Annotated in this window: 14 protein-coding genes; 3 read left to right on the top strand and 11 right to left on the bottom strand. The window is 52.6% G+C overall.

Going from position 1 to position 20,194, the window contains the following annotated elements:
• Window positions 1–119: 119 nt before the first annotated feature.
• The 3 genes from VIR50_RS08355 to VIR50_RS08345 all read right to left on the bottom strand — a co-directional run bounded on the left by VIR50_RS08355 (window position 120) and on the right by VIR50_RS08345 (window position 5,604).
• Window positions 120–2,273: an alpha-N-acetylglucosaminidase gene (locus tag VIR50_RS08355; RefSeq protein WP_331934682.1), complete on the bottom strand. Its 2,154-nt coding sequence runs from the start codon at window positions 2,271–2,273 to the stop codon at window positions 120–122.
• Window positions 2,274–2,431: 158 nt separating this feature from the next.
• On the bottom strand, window positions 2,432–3,748 hold the full coding sequence (locus tag VIR50_RS08350; protein WP_331934681.1) for a histidine-type phosphatase: 1,317 nt from the start codon (window positions 3,746–3,748) through the stop codon (window positions 2,432–2,434).
• A 194-nt stretch (window positions 3,749–3,942) separates the two neighbouring features.
• Window positions 3,943–5,604, bottom strand: coding sequence for a nucleoside kinase (locus VIR50_RS08345; protein ID WP_331934680.1), 1,662 nt, complete (start codon window positions 5,602–5,604; stop codon window positions 3,943–3,945).
• A gap of 221 nt (window positions 5,605–5,825) precedes the next feature.
• Here VIR50_RS08345 and VIR50_RS08340 point away from each other — a divergent pair, with 221 nt between their 5' ends.
• Window positions 5,826–7,541, top strand: coding sequence for a Na/Pi cotransporter family protein (locus VIR50_RS08340; protein ID WP_331934679.1), 1,716 nt, complete (start codon window positions 5,826–5,828; stop codon window positions 7,539–7,541).
• Between the two features lie 72 nt (window positions 7,542–7,613).
• Window positions 7,614–8,270 (top strand): PAQR family membrane homeostasis protein TrhA, encoded by a 657-nt coding sequence (gene trhA, locus VIR50_RS08335; protein WP_331934678.1) that lies wholly within the window; start codon window positions 7,614–7,616, stop codon window positions 8,268–8,270.
• A 190-nt stretch (window positions 8,271–8,460) separates the two neighbouring features.
• Here the strand turns inward: trhA and VIR50_RS08330 are convergent, their stop codons facing one another.
• The gene (locus VIR50_RS08330) at window positions 8,461–9,126 is read right to left on the bottom strand and encodes a B3/B4 domain-containing protein (RefSeq protein ID WP_331934677.1); all 666 of its coding nucleotides are present in this window, start codon (window positions 9,124–9,126) and stop codon (window positions 8,461–8,463) included.
• Between the two features lie 100 nt (window positions 9,127–9,226).
• Window positions 9,227–10,162: a patatin-like phospholipase family protein gene (locus VIR50_RS08325; protein WP_331934676.1), complete on the bottom strand. Its 936-nt coding sequence runs from the start codon at window positions 10,160–10,162 to the stop codon at window positions 9,227–9,229.
• A gap of 90 nt (window positions 10,163–10,252) precedes the next feature.
• On the opposite strand from VIR50_RS08325, the gene upp reads away from it, so the two are divergent.
• Complete coding sequence (gene upp, locus VIR50_RS08320; protein WP_331934675.1) at window positions 10,253–10,912, top strand: uracil phosphoribosyltransferase; 660 nt, start codon at window positions 10,253–10,255, stop codon at window positions 10,910–10,912.
• A 152-nt stretch (window positions 10,913–11,064) separates the two neighbouring features.
• Here the strand turns inward: upp and VIR50_RS08315 are convergent, their stop codons facing one another.
• The 6 genes from VIR50_RS08315 to VIR50_RS08290 all read right to left on the bottom strand — a co-directional run.
• Window positions 11,065–12,054 carry a FecR family protein gene (locus VIR50_RS08315; RefSeq protein WP_331934674.1) on the bottom strand — a complete coding sequence of 330 codons (990 nt, stop codon included), beginning with the start codon at window positions 12,052–12,054 and terminating at the stop codon, window positions 11,065–11,067.
• Between the two features lie 22 nt (window positions 12,055–12,076).
• The gene (locus tag VIR50_RS08310; protein WP_331934673.1) at window positions 12,077–12,652 is read right to left on the bottom strand and encodes an RNA polymerase sigma-70 factor; all 576 of its coding nucleotides are present in this window, start codon (window positions 12,650–12,652) and stop codon (window positions 12,077–12,079) included.
• 309 nt (window positions 12,653–12,961) lie between these two features.
• Complete coding sequence (locus VIR50_RS08305) at window positions 12,962–15,190, bottom strand: glycoside hydrolase family 3 C-terminal domain-containing protein (protein WP_331934672.1); 2,229 nt, start codon at window positions 15,188–15,190, stop codon at window positions 12,962–12,964.
• A gap of 3 nt (window positions 15,191–15,193) precedes the next feature.
• Complete coding sequence (locus tag VIR50_RS08300; RefSeq protein ID WP_331934671.1) at window positions 15,194–17,206, bottom strand: DUF5121 domain-containing protein; 2,013 nt, start codon at window positions 17,204–17,206, stop codon at window positions 15,194–15,196.
• A 14-nt stretch (window positions 17,207–17,220) separates the two neighbouring features.
• Complete coding sequence (locus VIR50_RS08295) at window positions 17,221–18,750, bottom strand: glycoside hydrolase family 30 protein (protein WP_331934670.1); 1,530 nt, start codon at window positions 18,748–18,750, stop codon at window positions 17,221–17,223.
• Window positions 18,751–18,769: 19 nt separating this feature from the next.
• Window positions 18,770–20,194 (bottom strand): RagB/SusD family nutrient uptake outer membrane protein (locus VIR50_RS08290; RefSeq protein WP_331934669.1); only part of this gene is annotated, 1,425 nt, incomplete at its 5' end.

Raw genomic sequence — 20,194 nt, 5'->3', positions numbered from 1 at the left:
GTTTACCGATTATTTGGTGACGCAACGGGCGTTATTTGATAATAGGTTGTTAGAGATTTAGTGATGGGACGGCTGTTATTCACTGATAAACCGCCGGCTATTCGATGAAAAAACATCAGCTATTCAGTGATAGATTGGCAGCGGCGGAGGAGCCGCAGAGCGGTGTCGATCACGTTTTTAACGGGCCTTGGGGCGCCGATATTGGCGGGGGTATCTATCCATTTCAGCTCCCATGCCTTGAAATCAAAGGGCTGACGGGTTCTCAACGCTTGAAAATAATGTTGCCATCGAGGCAGATAATAGCTGCGAATAAGGCCCGACCATATACGGGCAGAGTAGTCGTCGACGGGTGGTCCCCACACGGTTACGATGCGTTTGGCATTGCGTTCGTACTGCAGGGCAAGGCTCTGATTGCCTCGGGCGGCCGCTGTGGCAAAGCCAATCCATCGGTCGAGGCGCAAGGTAGGATGGCTGTCGAGCAGCGAGTCGAGGGTGAGGGCAATGTCGGTAAACGATTGTTCGAGGGCCATAGCCGAGGTAGAATGGCCTTCATCGTAGGCTTTCGTGATTTTGCGGGTGAGCAATTCCATCTTGGCTCCCGCATAAAGGGCGGTCAGTTCGGCCAAGTCGGCTCGGTAAAGGGATGAGCGGCCGAGCGTGGGAGCGGCTGCGGCAAAGGCCTCGATGGCGGTAAACAGACTGTCGTTGATACACGCCGTGCCTTTCATGGCGGTGCCGGGACGCAGTTGCCAATTGAAACGGGGGTGGTCGGTAAAGCTCCCATACACCGAATGACGCATGTTTTGCCAATACGAATTCATGGTGGCAGCCGACCTACCGTAGCGACTTACCGTGTAATCGGATAGCCATCGGTCGAGCTGTATGGGCTTGTCGGTCCACCCGCCATCGGCCACCAACTCGTAGATCGTCTCATTATTCTCCAATCCTTCGGGCGCCGTGCCGTAGCCATCGAGCCTTCCCCTTTGGGTGGATTGGAGCGCCTTGAGCCGTCCGTTGGCGTAAAAGGCGAGGTCACCGGTGAAGGCCGACTTGCCGCCCATGTTGGGAATAACGCTGTAAACCCACGGTTTATCGTGGAAACCGTCGAACTTTTCCCAATTGGCTCCGTTCTTCCAAAAGAGGTGGTTGTAATCTTCGGCCATGTCGAGGATGAGCATGTGCTTAGCGGGAACTTTGCTTAGGAGGGCCTTCATGGCGTCACTATCCCATATATCACGCTGATAACCAAACATCCATCCCTGCAAAGTCCACACGGCACGAGGGTTGGCTGATTCGATGGCGGAGTAGATTTGACGCCCGTACTCGGCCAACATTTGGTGCTTCTTTTCGGCTTCATCCTTGCCGAAAGGCAATTGCATCTCGTTAAAACTGTCGGCAAGATAATAGGTGTTTTCGCCAAATTCGCGTTCCCATTCCTCAATAAACATCTTGCCCATGCGGTGGAACAACGGCTCGTCGGCAGCCAACATCCAGTTATGGAAAGCGCCGTCGGACCACGATGTTTCGGTTATCTTGGCCTCGGGATAGAGCTTTTTCAGGTCTTGGGGCACGAAACCGGCGAAGGCGGGGCAGATAGGTTTCATGTCCAAGGAGCGCATACGGTCCAGTATTTTGTGGGCCAATTGCAGTTGGTCGTTGTGCCATGAGGCGGTGAGAGGGCCGTCAATGCCGCTGATATTGCCCATCCGCATCCATGGAAGATGGGCCGGGCCAACGAAATAAGCGTTGATTTCGTCGTCGGTCATGCCGATACGGCGCAATACCCGGGCGTAAATGGCCTCGTTGGCCACCAGCATGAGCGGCATGTCGAAGCCGTGGAGGGCCATCCAGTCGAGCTCTTTCTCCCATCGAGACCAGTCCCAATAGGGCGTGGTATAGCCGTATGTCACGACGTTAAGGTAGTAATGGTGCTTAAAGGGGGCAATCGTGAGGCGGGGCTTTTGGTCCTTTAACCGCTTGGGTAGGGCGCATCGGCTGCCCGTCCACGTGAAAACGCCGGCCTTGTTGCGCCTTACGTAGTCGTAGAAACCACGACATAGGGCCACGCCACTGCTGCCTTTGATAATCAGTTTGCCATGGGTTACCGAGGTTTCGAAGCGCTCGTAACCGTCTGTAGGCTTTAAAGTAAGGGAGAGTTTGAGGGGAAATGCGGGGCCGGCAAACCGCCTGATGACGGCCTCGGCCTCCTTGACTGTCTGCCCCCAGCAGGCGAGCCGGAGGGTCAGCAGCAGGAAGAGAACAGTTTTTCTCATTGGTCTTGATAAATTGAAGATAAGAAATGAGGGCCTCGTTTGCGGCCTTTGGCATGGCCATAGATGGCCTTTCGCCCGGTCGTTTGCCCCCTTTTGCAGGCTCAAAGGTGGCCTTTGGTGCGGCCGTTTGCGGCCTTTGACAATGGGGCGAACGGGCTTTATGGACGTAGCGTGGCCGTTTCGGGGTCGTAGCGGTCGAGCTTTTTAAGGTAGTACGCCCGCACGTCGTTCCAATGATAGTAAGGAGCCATGTCGGTGGCGATGGGCAGTGTGGCCTCGTTCTCATTGCGCAAAACCTTCAGGAGGATGTCGCTCGTGTCGGAAGGGTCGGCCCCCGACTTGCGATAAAACACGAACTGAATGTTGCAAGCCATGGGGAATATGTCGTAATCACACCATTTCTCACGGTCGATGTCGTCAAGGTTGTGGATGGTTTTGCCCAGTCCGTCGAGGTCGAGCAGGCAGGTCAGGGGCATAACCATGGTGTCGTGGCCGTAGCGCAGGGTAGCTCCGGGGTGGGCAAGGCGCAGGCAACTGTCGGCCGTAAGGATGATATTGCGCAGCAGATTGCGCTGGGTGAAGGGCTGAACGCCACCGCTCAACGGGCTGCCACCGTAGGTTATGTACCACCAAGCGTTGTTTATTTTCCACGTGTTGTAAATCTCCGTGTCGTTAAACAAGGGCCAAAGCGATAGCTGATGGCGCAGTTCGGTGCTCTGAACGTTGCCCGCGTTCTTGATAAGTTTGTCGAAAAGCACTCGTGCCTTGACGTTTTTCTTCCAATAAGCCTTGTCGTTAAACAGCTCGTTCATCACACGGTCGGGGTTTACATACTTGGCTTCAAAGGCCCAAAAAGCCTTCTTGGTGGCTTCGGTAGCTTTCATGCTCTCGAGCTTTTTGTCGGCAAGATTCATGTAATACATGTCATGATAGCTGGCGTCGTGGGTGATACGAAGCTGCGGATTGACGGTAAGGAGCTGTTGAAGGGCGTTTTCCATCGAGAGAATACAGCGTATCACCACGGTGCTTCGGGCGTCAATATCGGTCGCTCCGGCGAAAACCTCGGGAAAATTGCGTATCATTCTGAGGGCTATTCCCTTGTGTTGCTCGGCTCCGAGGGGCGTAAGCTCACCGTAACGGTCGCGCGCCGCGTCGGCCAAGAGCTTCATTTTACGCAGTACATCCTTACCCGTGGCGGTCAACTTGCCCGCTTTGTCGGCCTCATTAAGGATAGATACCGGCTCGTCATAGTCCTTCGGATTGATAAACCAGCGTGATCCGTGGCGCCCGTAGTGGCTTATATAATAAGGTGTATAGCCTTCGGGAGCCGGCGTGAGTTGGCCCTTGGGACCGGGATAGGCCAAATAGCCATCGGCCGCCATGTTGCGATTGTTCTTGAAATCCTGCCGTGGGTTCTGGGCAAAGAGTACGGTTGAGAGGCCTATGGCCAAGGAAAAAAGAAATAATTTCTTCATAGTGGATATGGTATTTTTTGAAAAGAGCAAATAAACTTTCAGCGAATCATCAACTCATTTTCAGAGGCAGATAATTCGTTTCTCAAAGAAAGATAAAATTATTTTCAGAAAAGAATAATCCCATTGTTTTAAAAGGATAGATGATTTTTCAGAAAACGATGAAGCCATTGATAGGACAGCGGGGGATGGAAGTATCAATACTTGAACGAACTTCCACCCAAGAACTCACGCAATAGGCTCGTTGGCGGCAGGTCTCTGTAGGGCAGTGGCTTGAAATGACGTAAGAACTTGAGCAGTCGGTAGGCCTCGCTGTACTCCTCACAGTTCTCGGGTACTTGCTGCAAAAGGGGCTCGGCTTGGGTCTTGATGACCGCAAGTTCGTAGAGCATGGCCGAGTTAAACATGACGTCGGCGTGCTCCTGATAGGGGAATATCCACTTATTCTCGCCGGCTCTTACGCTCGGCCACCGCTTAATAGTTTCCTGCGCGCTGACTCCCCGATACTTAAAGTCGCGGATAATGCGGCGCAATAATCGGTTATCGGTGGTGGGAATGTAGTTATGATCGTCGAGAAGTATGGTGGTGAGGGCCGAGGCATACACCTTGAATTTCTGTGTTTCGGGAATCTGGGCGGTAAGTTCGGGGTTGAGGGCGTGGATTCCTTCCACCACCAACACGTTGTTATCGGCCAGTTGCAGGTGCTTGTCGCTCAACTCACTGCGACCCGTTTGGAAGTTATATTTGGGCAATTGCACCTTCTCTCCTCGGAAAAGAGCTTGGAATTGTTCGTTAATGAGCTGCAGGTTGAGGGCATATATGCTCTCGTAATCGTACTCGCCATTGGCGTCTTTGGGCGTTTTGTCGCGGTCAACGAAGTAATCATCGAGCGAAATTTGGAGCGGTTGAATGCCGTTAGCTAAGAGTTGCACCGACAAACGCTTGCAAGTGGTGGTCTTGCCCGACGACGACGGACCGGCCAAGAGTACGAGTTTCACGCCCGGTCGTGAGGCTATCTCGTCGGCAATCTTCGAAATCTTCTTCTCCTGAAGGGCCTCGCTAACGTTGATAATGTCGGTGGCGTGGCCGTTGGCGATGGCCTCATTGAAGTCGCCCACGGTGCGCAGGCCGAGTATGCGCTGCCAACTGTGGTGCTCCTTGAATATCTCGAACATCTTGTCTTGCCGTGTCATGGCGGGCAATACCGAAGGATCGGTGGTCGAAGGAATACGCAACAGCAGGCCGTCAAAGTATTTCTCGAGGCCGAAAAGATAAAGTTGAGAGGTGTTGGTAAGGAGCGATCCGTAGAAATAATCTACGTAATCATCTATTTGATAATAAGTGGTATAGAGCGTGCCCGACGACTTTAGGAGTTTTACTTTGGCCGTGTCGCCCTTCTCTTGGAACATGGCCAAGGCGTCTTCCGTGGGCACCTCGTAGCGTCGAACGGGCATGTGGGCGTCGATGATTTCCTGCATCCGGGTGCGAATACGGGCCACATCGTCCTCCGTAAGCGCATGACCTATGTTTAAATCGACGAAGTATCCGTTTGAAATAGGTATGTCGATAACCACGTCGGCATTGCGATAAAGGTCGTGAATGGCCTTACACAATACGAAGAAAAGCGTACGGGTATAGTTTCGTGAGGCCGATCCGGAGTGCATATCGAGGAACTCCACCGTTTTATTATGGTACAACCTATAGTGCATGCCCTCCACTTTGTTGTTTACTTTGGCGCATATCGGGCCGTACGGCATTTTGATATTTAATTCCGAAAAAGCGTCAGAAAGTGAGCTGCCAATGGCTATGTTATGAGTTTTTTTATTATTTTTGCAACGGATTTGTAACATTTGTCCCATGGTGTTTAATAGTTTTCATTATGTATTTGTAAAGGTATGAATAATTATTTAGCGCAGGACAAATCTTAATTAAAAGTATGTCTATTTGTAATTTTTTTAGACTTTACAAACTTATCGCTGGCCAAGGAAACGTTTATTCCTTGCCGCTGATGGTTTACTTGATAGGCAACTGTATCTTATTTGCTACCTTTTCCTTTGTATAACATTATTCATTTCATTATATGACAGCAAATGATTATATTTTGATCTTTTCAAAAGTGCTCGGTTCTTTGGCCCTTCTTATCTATGGCATGAAGATTATGAGCGAGGCATTACAGAAGATGGCAGGCTCTCAGTTGCGCCATATCTTGGGCGCGATGACCACCAATCGCTTTACCGGTATGCTAACCGGCGTCTTCATTACTTGCGCCGTGCAGAGTTCTTCGGCCACTACGGTGATGACGGTGAGCTTTGTCAATGCCGGACTTCTTACCTTGGCGCAGGCTATTTCGGTAATTATGGGTGCCAATATCGGTACTACTCTTACGGCTTGGATTATGTCGCTGGGATACAATGTTGACCTTACCATCGTTGTATTTCCGGCGTTTTTTGTAGGCATAATGCTCATTTACAGCAAGCGTCATCGGTATATCGGCGACTTCTTGTTTGGTATTGCCTTCCTGTTTTTCGCGTTGGTATTGCTCAGCAGTGCGGGAAAGGAGCTCGATTTGGAGCACAATCCCGACGCCATCAGCTTTTTCTCGAGCTTTGATGTGCGCAGTCATGCCACCATCTTTGTGTTCTTGCTCATCGGTACCATCATCACTTGTATCGTTCAAAGTTCGGCGGCCGTGATGGCCATCACCATCCTTCTCTGCTCCACGGGCGTGCTTCCTATATATTTAGGTATCGCTTTGGTGATGGGAGAGAATATCGGTACCACCGCCACCGCCAACCTCGCGGCCCTCGGAGCCAATACGCAGGCCCGCCGGGCAGCCATGGCCCACTTGGTGTTTAATGTGTTTGGCGTGGTTTGGGTGATGGCTTTGTTCTATCCGTTTGTCAACTTCGTATGCGGACTCGTGGGCTATGACCCCGCCGCCACCAACATTTCCACCGCCGAACGGGCCAAGATGTTGCCCATCGTTTTGGCCGCTTTCCATACTTGTTTCAACGTGGCCAACACGGCATTGCTCATCGGTCTTATCCCAAGGATAGAGAAAGTGGTTTGCTGGCTCATCAAACCTAAGGCCAATAAGGATGAGGACGACTTCCGTCTACGCTTCATCCAGATGGGTATCATGAAGACTCCGGAGCTCTCGGTGCTCGAGGCTCAGAAGGAGATAGGCTCGTTTGGCGAGCGTATTCAGCGCATGTTTGGCATGGTAGTGGAGCTGCTCAACACGAAAGAGGGTGAGCCCTTTAGCAAGCTCTACAGCCGTATAGAGAAGTACGAGAGTATCAGCGACAACATGGAAATAGAGATAGCCAAGTATCTCGACCAAGTAAGTAACGCCCATTTGAGCGACGATACGAAGGAGAAAGTGCGCACCATGTTGCGTGAAATCAGTGAGATCGAGAGCATAGGTGACAGTTGTTACAACTTGGCTCGCACCATGAACCGCCTTCGTTCGGGCAAAGAGGACTTCACGGAGCAGCAGTATGAGCACATTCATCAGATGTTCGGGCTGACCAACGACGCCCTTACCCACATGAATCTCATGTTTGTCAAGAGCCGCGACATGATTGATCCCAACGCGTCTTTCAACATTGAGAACGAGATAAACAACTTCCGCGGCCAATTGCGGACGCAAAACATCAGCGATGTCAATAACCATCAGTACACCTATGCCGTAGGAACGATGTACATGGACATCATCAGCGAGTGCGAGAAATTGGGCGACTATGTTGTCAATGTGGTAGAGGCTCGTATGGGAATGCGCCAGCGTGAGAGCTGACCGTCGGGCCTTTGACTAAATAAGTGGGCTTTTTCTTTTGAGGTTCCGCTTCTTTATCATAACTTTGGCCGCATGAAGTTGCGGATTCATTTTAGTCATAAAGAAGAGTTGTGGAACGCATGGAGTCACGCCTGTGGTATCCTTATAGGCGTTGTGGCAGGAGCTATATTCCTTTATATGTGCTTCTCCCGCGGCGATGGATGGGCTACCGCAGGCGTGATTTTGTATCTGTTTGGCATGCTCATGTCCTACGTTGCTTCCACGGTTTACCACTCCCTATCGGCTTGGAGCAAGTGGAAGGAGCGGCTGCGGCGGTGGGACCATGCCGCCATTTATTGGCATATAGCCGGCAGCTATTCGCCCATCACGCTCATAGCGCTGCGTGAGCAGGGGTATTGGGGGTGGAGTTTGTTTGTCTTTATATGGCTTTGCGCCTTGGTGGGTACGGTCATGAGCTTTGTCAATCTTAAGGACCACAGCCATCTGGAGACCACTTGCTTCGTGGGCATGGGCCTTAGCGTGCTCATCGCTTTTAAGCCTTTGATAGCCGCTTTGTCAACGGCCGGTATCTTGTGGATAGTGGCCGAGGGCGTATGTTATATCACCGGAGCGGTATTTTACAGCATTAATAAGCGCAAATACCTGCACACCGTCTTCCATTTTTTCGTCTTGGCAGGCAGTATTTGTCACATCATCGCGGTGTGGGAAATGTTGGTTGGCGTGTTGTAGGGGCCTTGGGGGGCTACTGCTTTTGGCGGACTAGTCGGACCGGTCAGACTTGTCCGACTAGTCCGCTTTGGCAACTTCGGTTGCCAAAGCAGGCAAATCACCAACTCAAAGGGCTGCTTTCATCCACTGAAAGCAGCCCTTTGAGCGCCTGAAAGCAGGCCTTTGGTTTCTTAAAAAGCTATCGACCGTTTTATCGATAGATAAAGTAAGCGGTGTCGTTGCTTCCGCAATGTTTCTGAAGCAAGCCGCAAATATATTCCGCATTGGCCTTAACTTGGTCTTCACGGCCGTCGTACCCATTGATGAGCACCACCAAATGGCGGGTTCCAAGGCTTATCTTGGTGCGCTCATGGTCGCTGGTGGGCGTTCCCACACCGCCCGTAGCGTCGCGGTAAACGGGCATTCCCTCAATATTGATGAGCCCCCGCCCTATGCCCTCATAAGGTTCGTTGGGGCGGCCTATGCCCAAGGTGAGCGTGTCGCCATCGAACTTATCGGCGTCGAAAGCGCCAATGCTGTAGCCATAAACTATGCTGGCCAAATTGATAAGGTCCACCAATGTGTCGACCTTATAGAGCCCTTTGCCTTGCAGTATGCGGCGGATGAGGGCCTCGCCCGATGGCCTGTAGCGCGATGGGTCTTTGCCGCAGGCCCGGTAAATGCGGCGGGTGGCGGCGATGGCGCTAAGGTCTTTCACCGTTTCGGTGGTTAGCGAGGCCTTCAGTTCTTCTCCCTTGCGGGTTATCTCGGCCCAAAGGGCTTCGTTGTAAGGGGTGTTTTCTACCGTGGCTTCTATGCAGGCACCGACAAAATCGGGGCAAACGGCTTTTATTTCTTGCGATAAATGTATGTTCATAGTTGGGGAATTGAGGGGGAATAAGGGGCCTTTCGGCTGTTGTTTTGTCGGACTAGTCTGGCTGGTCTGACCAGTCCGACCGGTCAGATGATTAAAAGGCTTACAGCTCGTAGCCGTCGATGGCTTCCTTCATGCGCTTCCGTCCGATGTTGACCAAGCGGGTAGACTTGTCGTAATCGAAGCCTCCGTAACGCTTCATCGATATGTCTACGAGGATGTCGGGGGGCGTCAGGCGGATTGCCAATTGTGAGTTTTGGTGAATCATGATGGACGATGTGCGGTTGAGAAGCGTGTAGATATTGAATTCGGGATGCACGTTCTCGGGCATGATGCGCTTGAGCAACCGCAGGGCTCTCGACCCTTCCATCTCCCGTTTCTCGATAAGTCGCTTCATTCGTGACTGTCCCAAGTAGTCATGGCCGCTCACATTGACGGCCACAAGCAAGTCGCCCTTCGTTCGTTTCACACGATTGAGGGGCAGCGGATTGGTAATGCCACCGTCGATGAGTATCTTGTTGCCCGTCTTTACGGGCGAGAAAAAGGCCGGAAGCGAAATGGACGCACGGATGGCGCTGTACAAACTGCCCTCGGTAAATACCACCTCGTGGCCCGATTCCCAATCGGTGGCCACGGCGGAGTAAGGAATGGGCAGGTCTTCTATCCTTACATCGGGCACGATTTCCTTGAGCGCGTCGATGATGCGTCGGCCTTTGACAAGATGGTCAAAGCCCAGCTCAAAGTCGGTAAGGCTGAGAATCTTCTTGCGGTCCATGGTGGTCATCCACTCCTTGAAGCGCTCCAAGTTGCCCGTGGCGTACATACCGGCCACCAAGGCGCCCATGGAGGTGCCGGCAATCGACCGGATGTGGTAGCCACGGTCGGTGAGTTCCTCTATCGCACCGATGTGGGCAAGCCCTCGGGCGCCACCGCTTGAGAGCACCAACGCCACGTCTTTCTTGTTGCCTTGTATGCGTTTAATGACAATATCCTTTATTTCGGTATATCGTTCCTTAAGGTCTAAAGTGCTGATATTCATGTATGCAAATTTACAAAATAAAGCGACAATCTACCGCAAGTTGCTGAAAAAATGCTAACTTTGCAGAAAACTATAAACTCAGATTAGGATATGGAAATTATTAACCTCAGCGATCGTAACTCTATCATTAATCAGTATATGGCTGAAATTCGTGACAAGGAGTATCAGAAAAATCGTCTTTTGTTCCGCAATAACATCATGCGTATTGGCGAGTTTGAAGCCTTTGAAATTTCAAAAACGCTCAATTATGAGCCAAAAGACATTGCCACGCCTCTGGGAATTTCCCGTGTCAACGTGCCAACCGATAAAATAGTCCTCGCCACTATCTTCCGTGCCGGACTGCCATTCCACCAAGGTTTCCTCAATATTTTCGACCATGCGGGCAACGCTTTCGTAAGTGCTTACCGCGAATACAAGGACGCCGAGCACCATCAAGTGGGCATTCATGTGGAATATTTGGCCACGCCGAGCATTGACGAGAAGAACCTTATCATCGCCGACCCTATGCTCGCGACGGGTGGAAGCATGGAACTGGGCTACAAAACATTCCTTACCAAGGGTACGCCCAAGCGTATTCACGTGTGCTGTGTGATAGCCTCGCCCGAGGGAATCGACCATATTCGCAAGACATTCCCCGAGGATAAGACCACCATTTGGTGCGCTGCCATCGACCCGGGCATGAACGAACACAAGTACATTGTGCCCGGATTTGGTGACGCCGGCGACCTTTGCTATGGCGACAAACTGTAGAATGGTGGGCCGATAGCGCCAAAACTTTATAAGAAAAGGCACCCCCTGAAGCATGAATGTTTCAGGGGGTGCCTTTTAATTTGGTCTGACCAGTCTGACCAGTCTGACCGGTCAGACTAGTCAGAGAGGGCCAAAGGCCCTCTCATCCCCTCTCATCTGATATACACATCCTTGCCCTCGATGGTGTAGTTGAGGCCGGGCAACAGATCGCGCAGCACGTGGAGCACCGTTGATAGCTTCTCATCACGGTCGAGATGAAGCCTTACACGCTGGTTGGCATAGCGACTGTTGACGAGGTGGCAGCGCACGTTGTAGGTGCGTTCGATGGCCCGCAGGACGGTGGTAAGCCTTGCGTCGCTGAAGAACAGCTCACCCTGCTTCCACGAGGAGTAATTGGTGGCCGTGACGCTATGGAGCTCCACGCTGTCGGTGGCGGGCGTGTAAATAAGTTGCTGGTTGGGCGTGAGGATATAGTTGCGGCCCGATGAGCTGATGTCGACGCCCAATTTACCTTGTTGAAGGGTGATAATCATGCGGTCCATTTCGGGATAACTCATCACGTTGAACTCCGTTCCGAGCACCTTTAAATTGGCTTGTCGGGTGTTGACGATGAAGGGATGGTCCTCGTCATGGCTCACTTTGAAGAAGGCCTCGCCCGAGAGATACACCTTTCTTTCTGTTCCGCGGAAAGTAGAGGGATAAATGATGACGCTACCGGCATTGAGCCATACGGCGGTGCCATCGGGCAACATAAGTTGGCGGTGCTCACCGTTGGCGGTGGCATGTTCGATGAGTTGGGTATCGGCCAATAGCTTTAGGTTATCGCGGGAGCCCATGTAGAGGTAGGCCGAGGCAGCCAACAGCACGACCGGCACGAGCCATACGGCTGCTCTTATGAGCCATCTTATGCCCTCGGGGCGGCGCCTTGGCATTGGGCCGAAGAGCTTTTCCTCCACTCGCCGCAGGGCCTCGTCGGTATGGTTGGGGTCGGCAGACGCCGCAGGCTGCTCATTCCACACCGATTGCAGGGCCTCGTCGGCGCTCTCCTCATGGGCAAGCAGCCGACGATGTACACGCTCCCGGAGATCTGAAGGGGCCTCATGATGAAAGAAAAAGTGGATGATGCGGTCGATATAAGCCATGTTGTTTGTTGATTTCGTTTGATTAAAAGACAGATGAAAAGCCGTGTGCCCCCAATTCATTAACAAATAATAGGAAAATGAGCAGTTCTTTTCGCAGTTCGCCCAAGGCCATGTTGAGGTGGTTTTCGACGGTCTTTTTCGATATGCCCAGCCTTTGCGCAATCTCCTCATTGGTCAGTCCGGCCTGTCGGCTCAGCCTGAATACCTCACGCCGGCGGTCGGGCATGCGGCTCACGATGAGGTCGGTGAGCAGTCGTAGGTCGTCGGCAATGAGCTGTTCGTGGGGCGTCGTGACGTCAGCCTGCTCCATGGCGTGTGGTGGCGGACCCATTTCGGCGTAGCTTTTCTTTAGGAAATTCATCATGGCATTGCGGCTCATGCGATAGAGATAGCCATCGAAGCACGCCACGTCGGTCAGCCGTTCGCGCTTGGTCCATAGGCGGATAAACACCGTTTGGGCCACATCCTCGGCGTCGGCCTCGTTTTTCAGCATGCCCACCAAGAAGCCTCGCACCTTTGGATAGTAGTGGCGAAACACTGCTTCAAAGGCCCGTCGGTCGCCCGAAGCAAACTGTTGGATGGTGGTGTGGCTGGTCATTGCTTGATGAAAGGTGGCGGTCGGTATAGGTACCGCTCTTTTGCAAAGATACGAAAAAAATGGTAACGTGTTTCCAAAGCAGCCCTTTTGTTAGCTCATAGCAGGCTTTTGGGAGGGTGAAAGGGGGCCTTTGAGCCGGTAATAGCGGCTCTTTTGTGGGATGATAGCGGCCGTATGGGCCGCTATCATCGGCGGATCAGTCGGACGAGTCGGACCGGTCAGACTGGTCAGACAAGGAAAAACGGCATTTGAAAGTTAGAAAAACTACTTTCAAATGCCGTTTGGCTTATGGTTACTCGGAGCGAGTGATTAGTCGGTAAGGTTGAAGCGGAGCTTCTGCGTCAGGTTATCGGAGGCGTTACCCACGAGGGCCTCGAACGCACCGGCTTCAGAAGTCCATGCCTGCTTGGTATCATCGTAGAAACTGAGGGCGCTGTTATCGATGGTCAGGGTTACGTCGCGGCTCTCGCCGGGGGCAAGGTCGACCTTGGTAAAGCCTTTGAGTTCCTTTACCGGGCGGGGCAAAGACGACTGCAAATCGCTGATGTAGAGCTGCACGACTTCCTGCCCGCGGCGCTTGCCGGTGTTCTTTACGTTGACCGTAAAGGTTATTTTGCCGTCGCGGGTCATGGCCGTGCGGTCGGCCCGCAGGTTGCTTATCTTGAACGAAGTATAGCTAAGACCATGGCCGAAGGCAAAGAGCGGACGCGTCTTGTATTGGTCCACGCCACGGTAACCCACGTAAATGCCTTCCTTGTATTCCTCATCTATAATCTTCTTGTCGGCTCTCCACGTGCCGGGAAAGGCGTTGAGCTTGTGTGCCGGCACGTCGTTGAGGGTGCGGGTCCACGTAAAGGGCAGCTTGCCCGATGGGTTGGCTTGGCCCGTAAGCACATCGGCGATACAATGGCCTGCCTCTGATCCGCCGAACCATCCTTGCACAATGGCGTTTACACGGTCAGCCCACGGCATGGCAACGGCGTTGCCCGATATGTTTACAACTACGAGATTCTTGTTGGCTTTGGCCAAAGCCTCGATCACACGGTCCTGCCCATAGGGAAGCGCATAGTCCTTTCGGTCGTGTCCTTCGCAGTCTTGGTAGTCGCTCTTGTTGAGTCCTCCGAAGAAGATAACGTAGTCGGCCTTGCGTGCTTGGGCCACGGCGTCGGCTATAAGTTGGTCGGCCGAGCGGTTCTCGCTAAGGTCTTGCCCGCTCGTAACGCCGTTGTAAGAGCCGTTGGTGTCGCCAACGTAGCCGCGTTCGTAGGCCACATTGACTCCCTTTTCGGCCAAAGCCTCACGCAGTCCGTCGAGGGGTGAGACCTCACGTTGCACCTTCAGCGAGGACGAACCTCCGCCGATGGTCATCATTTTCACGGCATTCTCGCCCACAACGAGCACGGTCTTGCCCTTGACAGCCTGTAATGGCAGCAGGTTTTTCTGATTCTTGAGCAACACAATGCCCTCGTTGCCTATGCGGCGGGCGGCCTCGTAATGGGCCTCGGAGCAGAGGAAACCCACGGGGCGCTGGCGATTCATCGTGGTGCGGTAGAAGAGTCGCAGGATACGACGTACCTTGTCGTTGAGTTCTTTCTCGGTATATTTGCCGCTGCGGATAGCCTGCTTGTAGGCGTCGGCCATGTAGTAGCTGTCGTAAGCATTGGTCTTGCCCATTTTAAGGCCATCGGTCCATGTGCCAAACTCCATATCGAGCCCGTACTTTACGGCTTCATCGGTATCGTGACAGCCACCCCAGTCGCTCACAACCACGCCATCGAACTTCCAATCGCCCTTGAGTATGCGGTTGATAAGTATCTCGTTGTGGCAGTTGTGTTGGTTGTTATAGAGGTTGTAAGCCCCCATGAGTCCCCACGCTTTGCCCTCGGTAACGGCCGCTTTGAACGCCGGGAGGTAGATTTCGTGGAGCGCACGGTCGCTCACAATGACGTTTACCTGATGTCGGTACTCCTCATCGTTGTTGAGCGCATAGTGCTTTACGCAGGCCGCAACGCCGTTGGCTTGGAGTCCTTGTACGTAAGGCACGACCATACGGCCTGCCAAGAAGGGGTCCTCACCCATGTATTCAAAGTTACGACCGCCCAAAGGAGTACGGTAAATATTGACGCCGGGGCCCAAAATCATGTCTTTGCCACGGTAAAGCGCTTCCTCTCCGAGGCTCAAACCGTAGATACCGGCCATCGAGGGGTTCCATGTGGCGGCCAGACAAGTGAGCGCCGGGAAGGCCACACACGAGTCGTTGGTTTGTCCGGCCTGCTCCCATTCGTCCCAAAGCACGTCGGGGCGCACGCCGTGAGGCCCATCGTCGGTCCAAAAATCGGGAAATCCCAATCGCTTGACGCCGGGCGATGAGAACTTGCTTTGTGCGTGGATGACGGCTATTTTCTCATCGAGGGTCATGCGCTTGAGGGCGTCCTCAATGCGTTGTTCCACGGGTTGGCTGTCATCAAGATACACCGGCTTCTGGGCATTTGCGCCCAGAGCCAGTGTCATAGTAAGTGTTAAGAGAAAATGTTTCATGCTTTATTTCTTTACAACTGTCAGCGTGGCGGGCTTCATTCCCTTGCTGCAATCGATGGTAAATACGTAAGTTTCGCCGTCGATAAGCTCCGCGCCATCGGCCAAATAAACGTTGCCGTTGTCATGACCGTTGCCATCGCCCACGAGGAAGGTAGGCCCTGCGGTGGTAAGATAGTAGTCGGCGGGTGCTCCCTTGAACTCTATGCCCCAATCGGCTTGGCCGAAGAACTTGAAGTTAACGCTCTTTCCGGCTTTGAGTTGTTTGCCTACGGTGAGGGTGATTTGGTACACCTTATTCTTAACGGCGGCCATGCAGAGGTCGTTAGCGGCACCGGTCCACCAGCTATGGGCGCCCTCGAAGGTGGGCTTACCATAGATAGCGTCGCCAATAATCCAAATAGCGCCCGTGCCGTCGGCGGCCAATGAGGCGGGTTTATCGCCGGCCTCGTTCATGCGATGGATACGAAATCCCTTTTGAGCGAACACGGCTTTGATGGTATAATTACCCGTTTGGGCATTGAAAGTATAACTTCCGTCTTGGTTGCGGATGAGGAAGTCGGGGTCGTAAAACCAATCATCGGCGCCGATGGCAGCGTCGCCGCCAATCTGATAGATATTGCCTTGAACGAATCTTCCGGTGTAAGTATCGGCGCTCGAGGTGAGTTCGATGGCGGGATCGTCGGCCTTTACCACGGTAAGTTTGCCCTTAGAGCAGCCTGCCGTGAGGTCAACGGTGAACTTGAAGGCCTCGCCCTTCTTCAGCGTAACGCCGTCCTTGAGCTTGATGTTGCCACTGCCGGGGTTGATTTCAAACCATGGGTTGTTGGTCGTCAGCGCATAGTCGCCGGTAGCTTTGAACTCCGTGCCCCATCCGGCTTGGCCGAAGAACTTGAAGTCAACGGTGTTTCCGGCCTTCAACTGTCGGCCTACGGCGAGGGTTACTTGGTAGATCTTATCGGCTACGGGAGCCATGCAGAGGGCGTGGTCGGTATCGGTCCACCAGCTTTGAGCGTGGTTGTAATTGGGCTTACCAAACATGTTGCCACCGATAATCCATAGCGCTCCGGTGCCATCGGCATTGAGCTTGGTGGGTGACTTAGGCTCACCGCTGAAGATACGGAAGCCGTTTTCGTCGAACGCAGCTTTGATAGTATAGGTTCCGGTGAGGGCTTTGAAGGTGAAAGTGCCGTCGGCATTGCGGGTGAAGAAGTCGTCGTCGTAGAACCAATTGTTCTTCGTCACGGCCTCGTCGCCGATAAACTTGTAGCTCATACCCTCGGTAAGCGTGCCCGTAAAGACATCTTGGCCCTCCTGATTGCGGAATTCCAAAGGTTGGATATTGAGCTCTTCCTGCGGTCCGAAGGTAAAGTCGCGGCTGTTGAAGGTAACATTCACCTTGCCCGTGGCATTGCTTTGGAACGAGAGATAGCCCTGTCCGTTCTCGGCAATGTCGCTATCGCCCCAGCCAAAACGGTATTTGCCATCGGCTGTTTGGAAGTAACCCTTGAAGGCATTGTCGTTGATGGTGAAGGGGCAAGAGTAGGTATAGTCGTCGCCTTCGGTCATGGCTACCTTGACATTGTCGGCCGTAACGAATTGAAGGTCCTTGAAATGAGGGCGCTCCACGTCGATGTCGATATGCTCAACGGTGGTCTTGGTGGTGACGTTTTGCAGGGTGAGGCGCACTTGTGCCTTGCCGTTGGGGATGAAACGGAGGAAAGGTACATGGAGCTTAATTTGATAATCGCCCGGTTGTTGGGTACGAACGGTAACGGCATTTACCGGTTCGCCGCTGTAACACATCTCGGCTTTGAGCGTAGAAAGGTCATAGCCCTCGGCGTCGGTACAGTTCACTGTCAGGTCGATAGAATCGCCCATGGTGGCCGAAGCCACGGTATTGGCCTTGATGGTAGGTGAGCCTTTGCCCGTGAGTTCGTTGTAATCGAAGTCCTTGCACGACACTGTCATGAGTGACAATGCCGCGATTAGGACGGTAAAATATTTAAAGGTTTTCATATTGGTTCGGTTTTTTATTTCCACGTTGTTGAGATAACACCTTGGGCAGGCACGCTAACGGGGAAGTAGTTCTTGCCGTCGCTTACGGTGGCATTGAGGTCGGTATCGCCCGTATTGAGAACTACGAGGGCCTTGGTGCCGTCGGGATTGAGGAAAGCAGCGTAGAGAAGATTGGTGCTCTGATAGCTGCGAAGGGCCATACCAATGCGCTTTGCGCCGGGACGAACTACGCTTGACATGTGGCAAATGACGTAATAATGAGAGTTGTACTTCAATGTTTGGTAGTTATTGAAGATGTCTACGGCGCCAAAACAAGTCTGACAACCACCGTCAAGGTTAGGTCCCATCTTCTCATCGAGCATGAGGTTCCACACGAGAACGGCCTTACACCACTGGTTAACGGTGCCGAGGGTAATGTTCTTCATGTCGGCTACGAGGCGCTTGGCTAAGTTACGGCCGTCATTCCAAGTACCGATACTACTCTCGGAGAAGATAAGTTCCTTGTCGGAAGCCTGATTGTGAATGTCGGTCAGCTCATCATTGGTGCCGCCGTAGTCGTGGTATGCGGCGCCCACTACCAACTCCGAACCCTCGAACTTCTTGCCCAAGGCGTTGTAAACCTTTACGGGGTAGTCGTTCTGATCCTTGTTGTTGTCGTAGTTATAGTTATGATCGAAGAGGTAAATCTTGGTATTGAGCTTTCCTTTCTTGAACGCCGCGGCCAATTCTTTCACGAAAGCTGCCTGCTCATCCCAAGGCATGTAGAGCGAAGCACAGTTGGCTTTGTTGAGTGGTTCGTTCTGTGGGCTGACGGCATAGATGGCTATTCCTTGTGCCTTCATTTCGTTTACGAACTTCACAAAGTAATCGGCGTAGGTCTTGCGGTAGTCGGGATTGAGGTGACCATCGGTCCAAGAATCGAACGGAGTCTTGCTTGCGAGGTCTTTCACCTTCATCCATTTGGGGCAAGTCCATGGCGCTGCGATAATCTTCAGGTCAGGATTGATGGCCAAAATCTCCTTTAATATAGGAATGACATAGTCGGTCTCGTCCTTATAGAACTTGAAATTCTCGAGTCCCTTTTGGTCGCACAGCGAATATTCGGTGCTGCTGAAGTCGTTGCATCCGATGGAGATACGGGCATAGCTCACGCCGTAGCCCTCGGTGGGAGAGTAAGTTTGCTTGAGGAAAGCGGCACGTGCCGCGGGGTCCATCTTCAACAAGTTGTAGCAGGAAGAATAGGTTATGGCAAATCCGAAGCCATCCATTTCCTGATAAGTCTTTGAAGGATCCACCTGAATCGTGGTGGGTGCCATCGATTGTCCTTCGAGAAGAGCGGCGCTACCTTGCTTGAGCATGGTATAACCATTGGCCGTTGAGGTGAAGGTACGGGCCTCGCCGTCAGCCGGTATGGGGTTGGGGAACGTGGTCTTTACTTCGGGTGCGGGCTGAATATCGAAGCCGCTGTCAACGCCACAGGCCGTGAGGGCCGACATGGTCATGCTTAAAAGCAGTGTTGTTATGTACATATTATTCTTTTTCATAAGGATTTTTATTAATCAATTAATAACCCGGGTTCTGCTTGAGATTCTCATTCTCATCGAGCGCAGCTTGTGGAATAGGCATTAAATAAGAGTTAGCGTCGTAGTTTCTGGTCAACGCGAGGCGACCCGAGTCACGGCTACGGAGCGTGTTCATCACCTCTTCCACCTTGCCATAGCGGCAGAGGTCGTACCAACGTTCGCCCTCCATGGCCAGTTCGAGACGGCGTTCGTGGAGCACGGCGGCAATCATCTTGTCCTTGCTTGCGGTCTGGTCGGCGGTGAGCGCTTTGAGTTTGGCGCGTTCACGAATCATGTTGACCAGCTTGGCGCTATTCTGTGTGTCGCCCTTAAAGGCGTAAGCCTCGGCTTGAAGCAGCAGGATGTCGCCCAAACGAACTATGTATTCGTTGTTGTAACCTGAGCGGAGCTTATACATAAAGGCGTAATTAGAGGCAGGGTAGTAGTTGCTCCATTTGCAACTATAGTAAACCACCGTCTCGTTGAGACGTATCTTGTCGCCCTCATCATTGAAAGCCTTGACGAGATCGCGTGAAGGTGTGACCCATTTTGCCCACGTAAAGCTGTTGTCATAGTTCTCGAGGCTGCGTCCATACATCCAACTTTCCCAGTTACCGGCGCCCGGCAACCACTGAACTTCAAGAATTCCCTCGCTGGTATTGCGCTTTACGCAGTCTTTCTTGTCATCGTCCCAGCCCCAAAGGGTGGCATAGTCTTTCTCAAGCGCTACGCCCGGAGTGGCCCGAACCTTCTCCGCATAGGCAATAACCTTGTCATAATCCTGCACGGCTTTCTCCGCATAAACCTTGCAAAGCAATGCTTGGGCGGCCGTTTTCGACATGATGGTGCGGTCGGTAGCTGATATGTCGGGCGCGTTTTGCTCGGCATATTCCAAGTCGCTGATGATTTGTTGGTAACATTCCTCGGTGGTAGAACGGGGTGGGAAGTAAGTAGGATAAACCTCCTTGATGTTCTCCGACGTGATGGTTTGGGCCACTTTGGTGATGACGGGTAGCGAACCCCACATGCGAACCATGCGGAACATCAGCAAAGCACGGAACAATTGGCCCTCGGCACGCCATTGACGATAGTCGCCATCGCTGATTTGCCCCTTTTCTTTCAACTGTTCCACACCATTGATGAGCACATTGGCCTTGGCAATATCTTCCAAGTAACGGTTCCAATCACGGGCAAGCGTACCGGTGGCGGCGTCGAGCGCGTTGGTCTCCAAGGGTATAGTTTCCTGTCCGGTGGTGCCCGCATAGGCGTTATCGGCATGCGCTTCGCCCAAGAGAACATAGTCGAGGTGCATGTGTTCCTGCCGATTCTTGAAGAGTTGGTAGATAGATGTGCGTTGACTTACGGCCGCGTCACGGTCTTTCAGTACGGCTGTCGTGGTGTCGGTCTGCTTTCCTTCGGTCAGCTC

Origin of the sequence: Prevotella sp., from assembly GCF_036570325.1 — a bacterium.
GTDB lineage: Bacteria > Bacteroidota > Bacteroidia > Bacteroidales > Bacteroidaceae > Prevotella.
The sequence above is the reverse complement of the archived record's forward strand: the minus strand, read 5'-3'. Positions and strand labels throughout refer to the sequence as shown.

Coding starts and splice junctions, on each gene's coding strand:
- VIR50_RS08300 (WP_331934671.1), bottom strand. CDS start 17,206: ATGAAAACCTTTAAATATTTTACCGTCCTAATCGCGGCATTGTCACTC.
- VIR50_RS08315 (WP_331934674.1), bottom strand. CDS start 12,054: ATGGCTTATATCGACCGCATCATCCACTTTTTCTTTCATCATGAGGCC.
- VIR50_RS08330 (WP_331934677.1), bottom strand. CDS start 9,126: ATGAACATACATTTATCGCAAGAAATAAAAGCCGTTTGCCCCGATTTT.
- VIR50_RS08305 (WP_331934672.1), bottom strand. CDS start 15,190: ATGAAACATTTTCTCTTAACACTTACTATGACACTGGCTCTGGGCGCA.
- VIR50_RS08310 (WP_331934673.1), bottom strand. CDS start 12,652: ATGACCAGCCACACCACCATCCAACAGTTTGCTTCGGGCGACCGACGG.
- VIR50_RS08325 (WP_331934676.1), bottom strand. CDS start 10,162: ATGAATATCAGCACTTTAGACCTTAAGGAACGATATACCGAAATAAAG.
- VIR50_RS08345 (WP_331934680.1), bottom strand. CDS start 5,604: ATGGGACAAATGTTACAAATCCGTTGCAAAAATAATAAAAAAACTCAT.
- VIR50_RS08355 (WP_331934682.1), bottom strand. CDS start 2,273: ATGAGAAAAACTGTTCTCTTCCTGCTGCTGACCCTCCGGCTCGCCTGC.
- VIR50_RS08350 (WP_331934681.1), bottom strand. CDS start 3,748: ATGAAGAAATTATTTCTTTTTTCCTTGGCCATAGGCCTCTCAACCGTA.
- upp (WP_331934675.1), top strand. CDS start 10,253: ATGGAAATTATTAACCTCAGCGATCGTAACTCTATCATTAATCAGTAT.
- VIR50_RS08295 (WP_331934670.1), bottom strand. CDS start 18,750: ATGAAAAAGAATAATATGTACATAACAACACTGCTTTTAAGCATGACC.
- trhA (WP_331934678.1), top strand. CDS start 7,614: ATGAAGTTGCGGATTCATTTTAGTCATAAAGAAGAGTTGTGGAACGCA.
- VIR50_RS08340 (WP_331934679.1), top strand. CDS start 5,826: ATGACAGCAAATGATTATATTTTGATCTTTTCAAAAGTGCTCGGTTCT.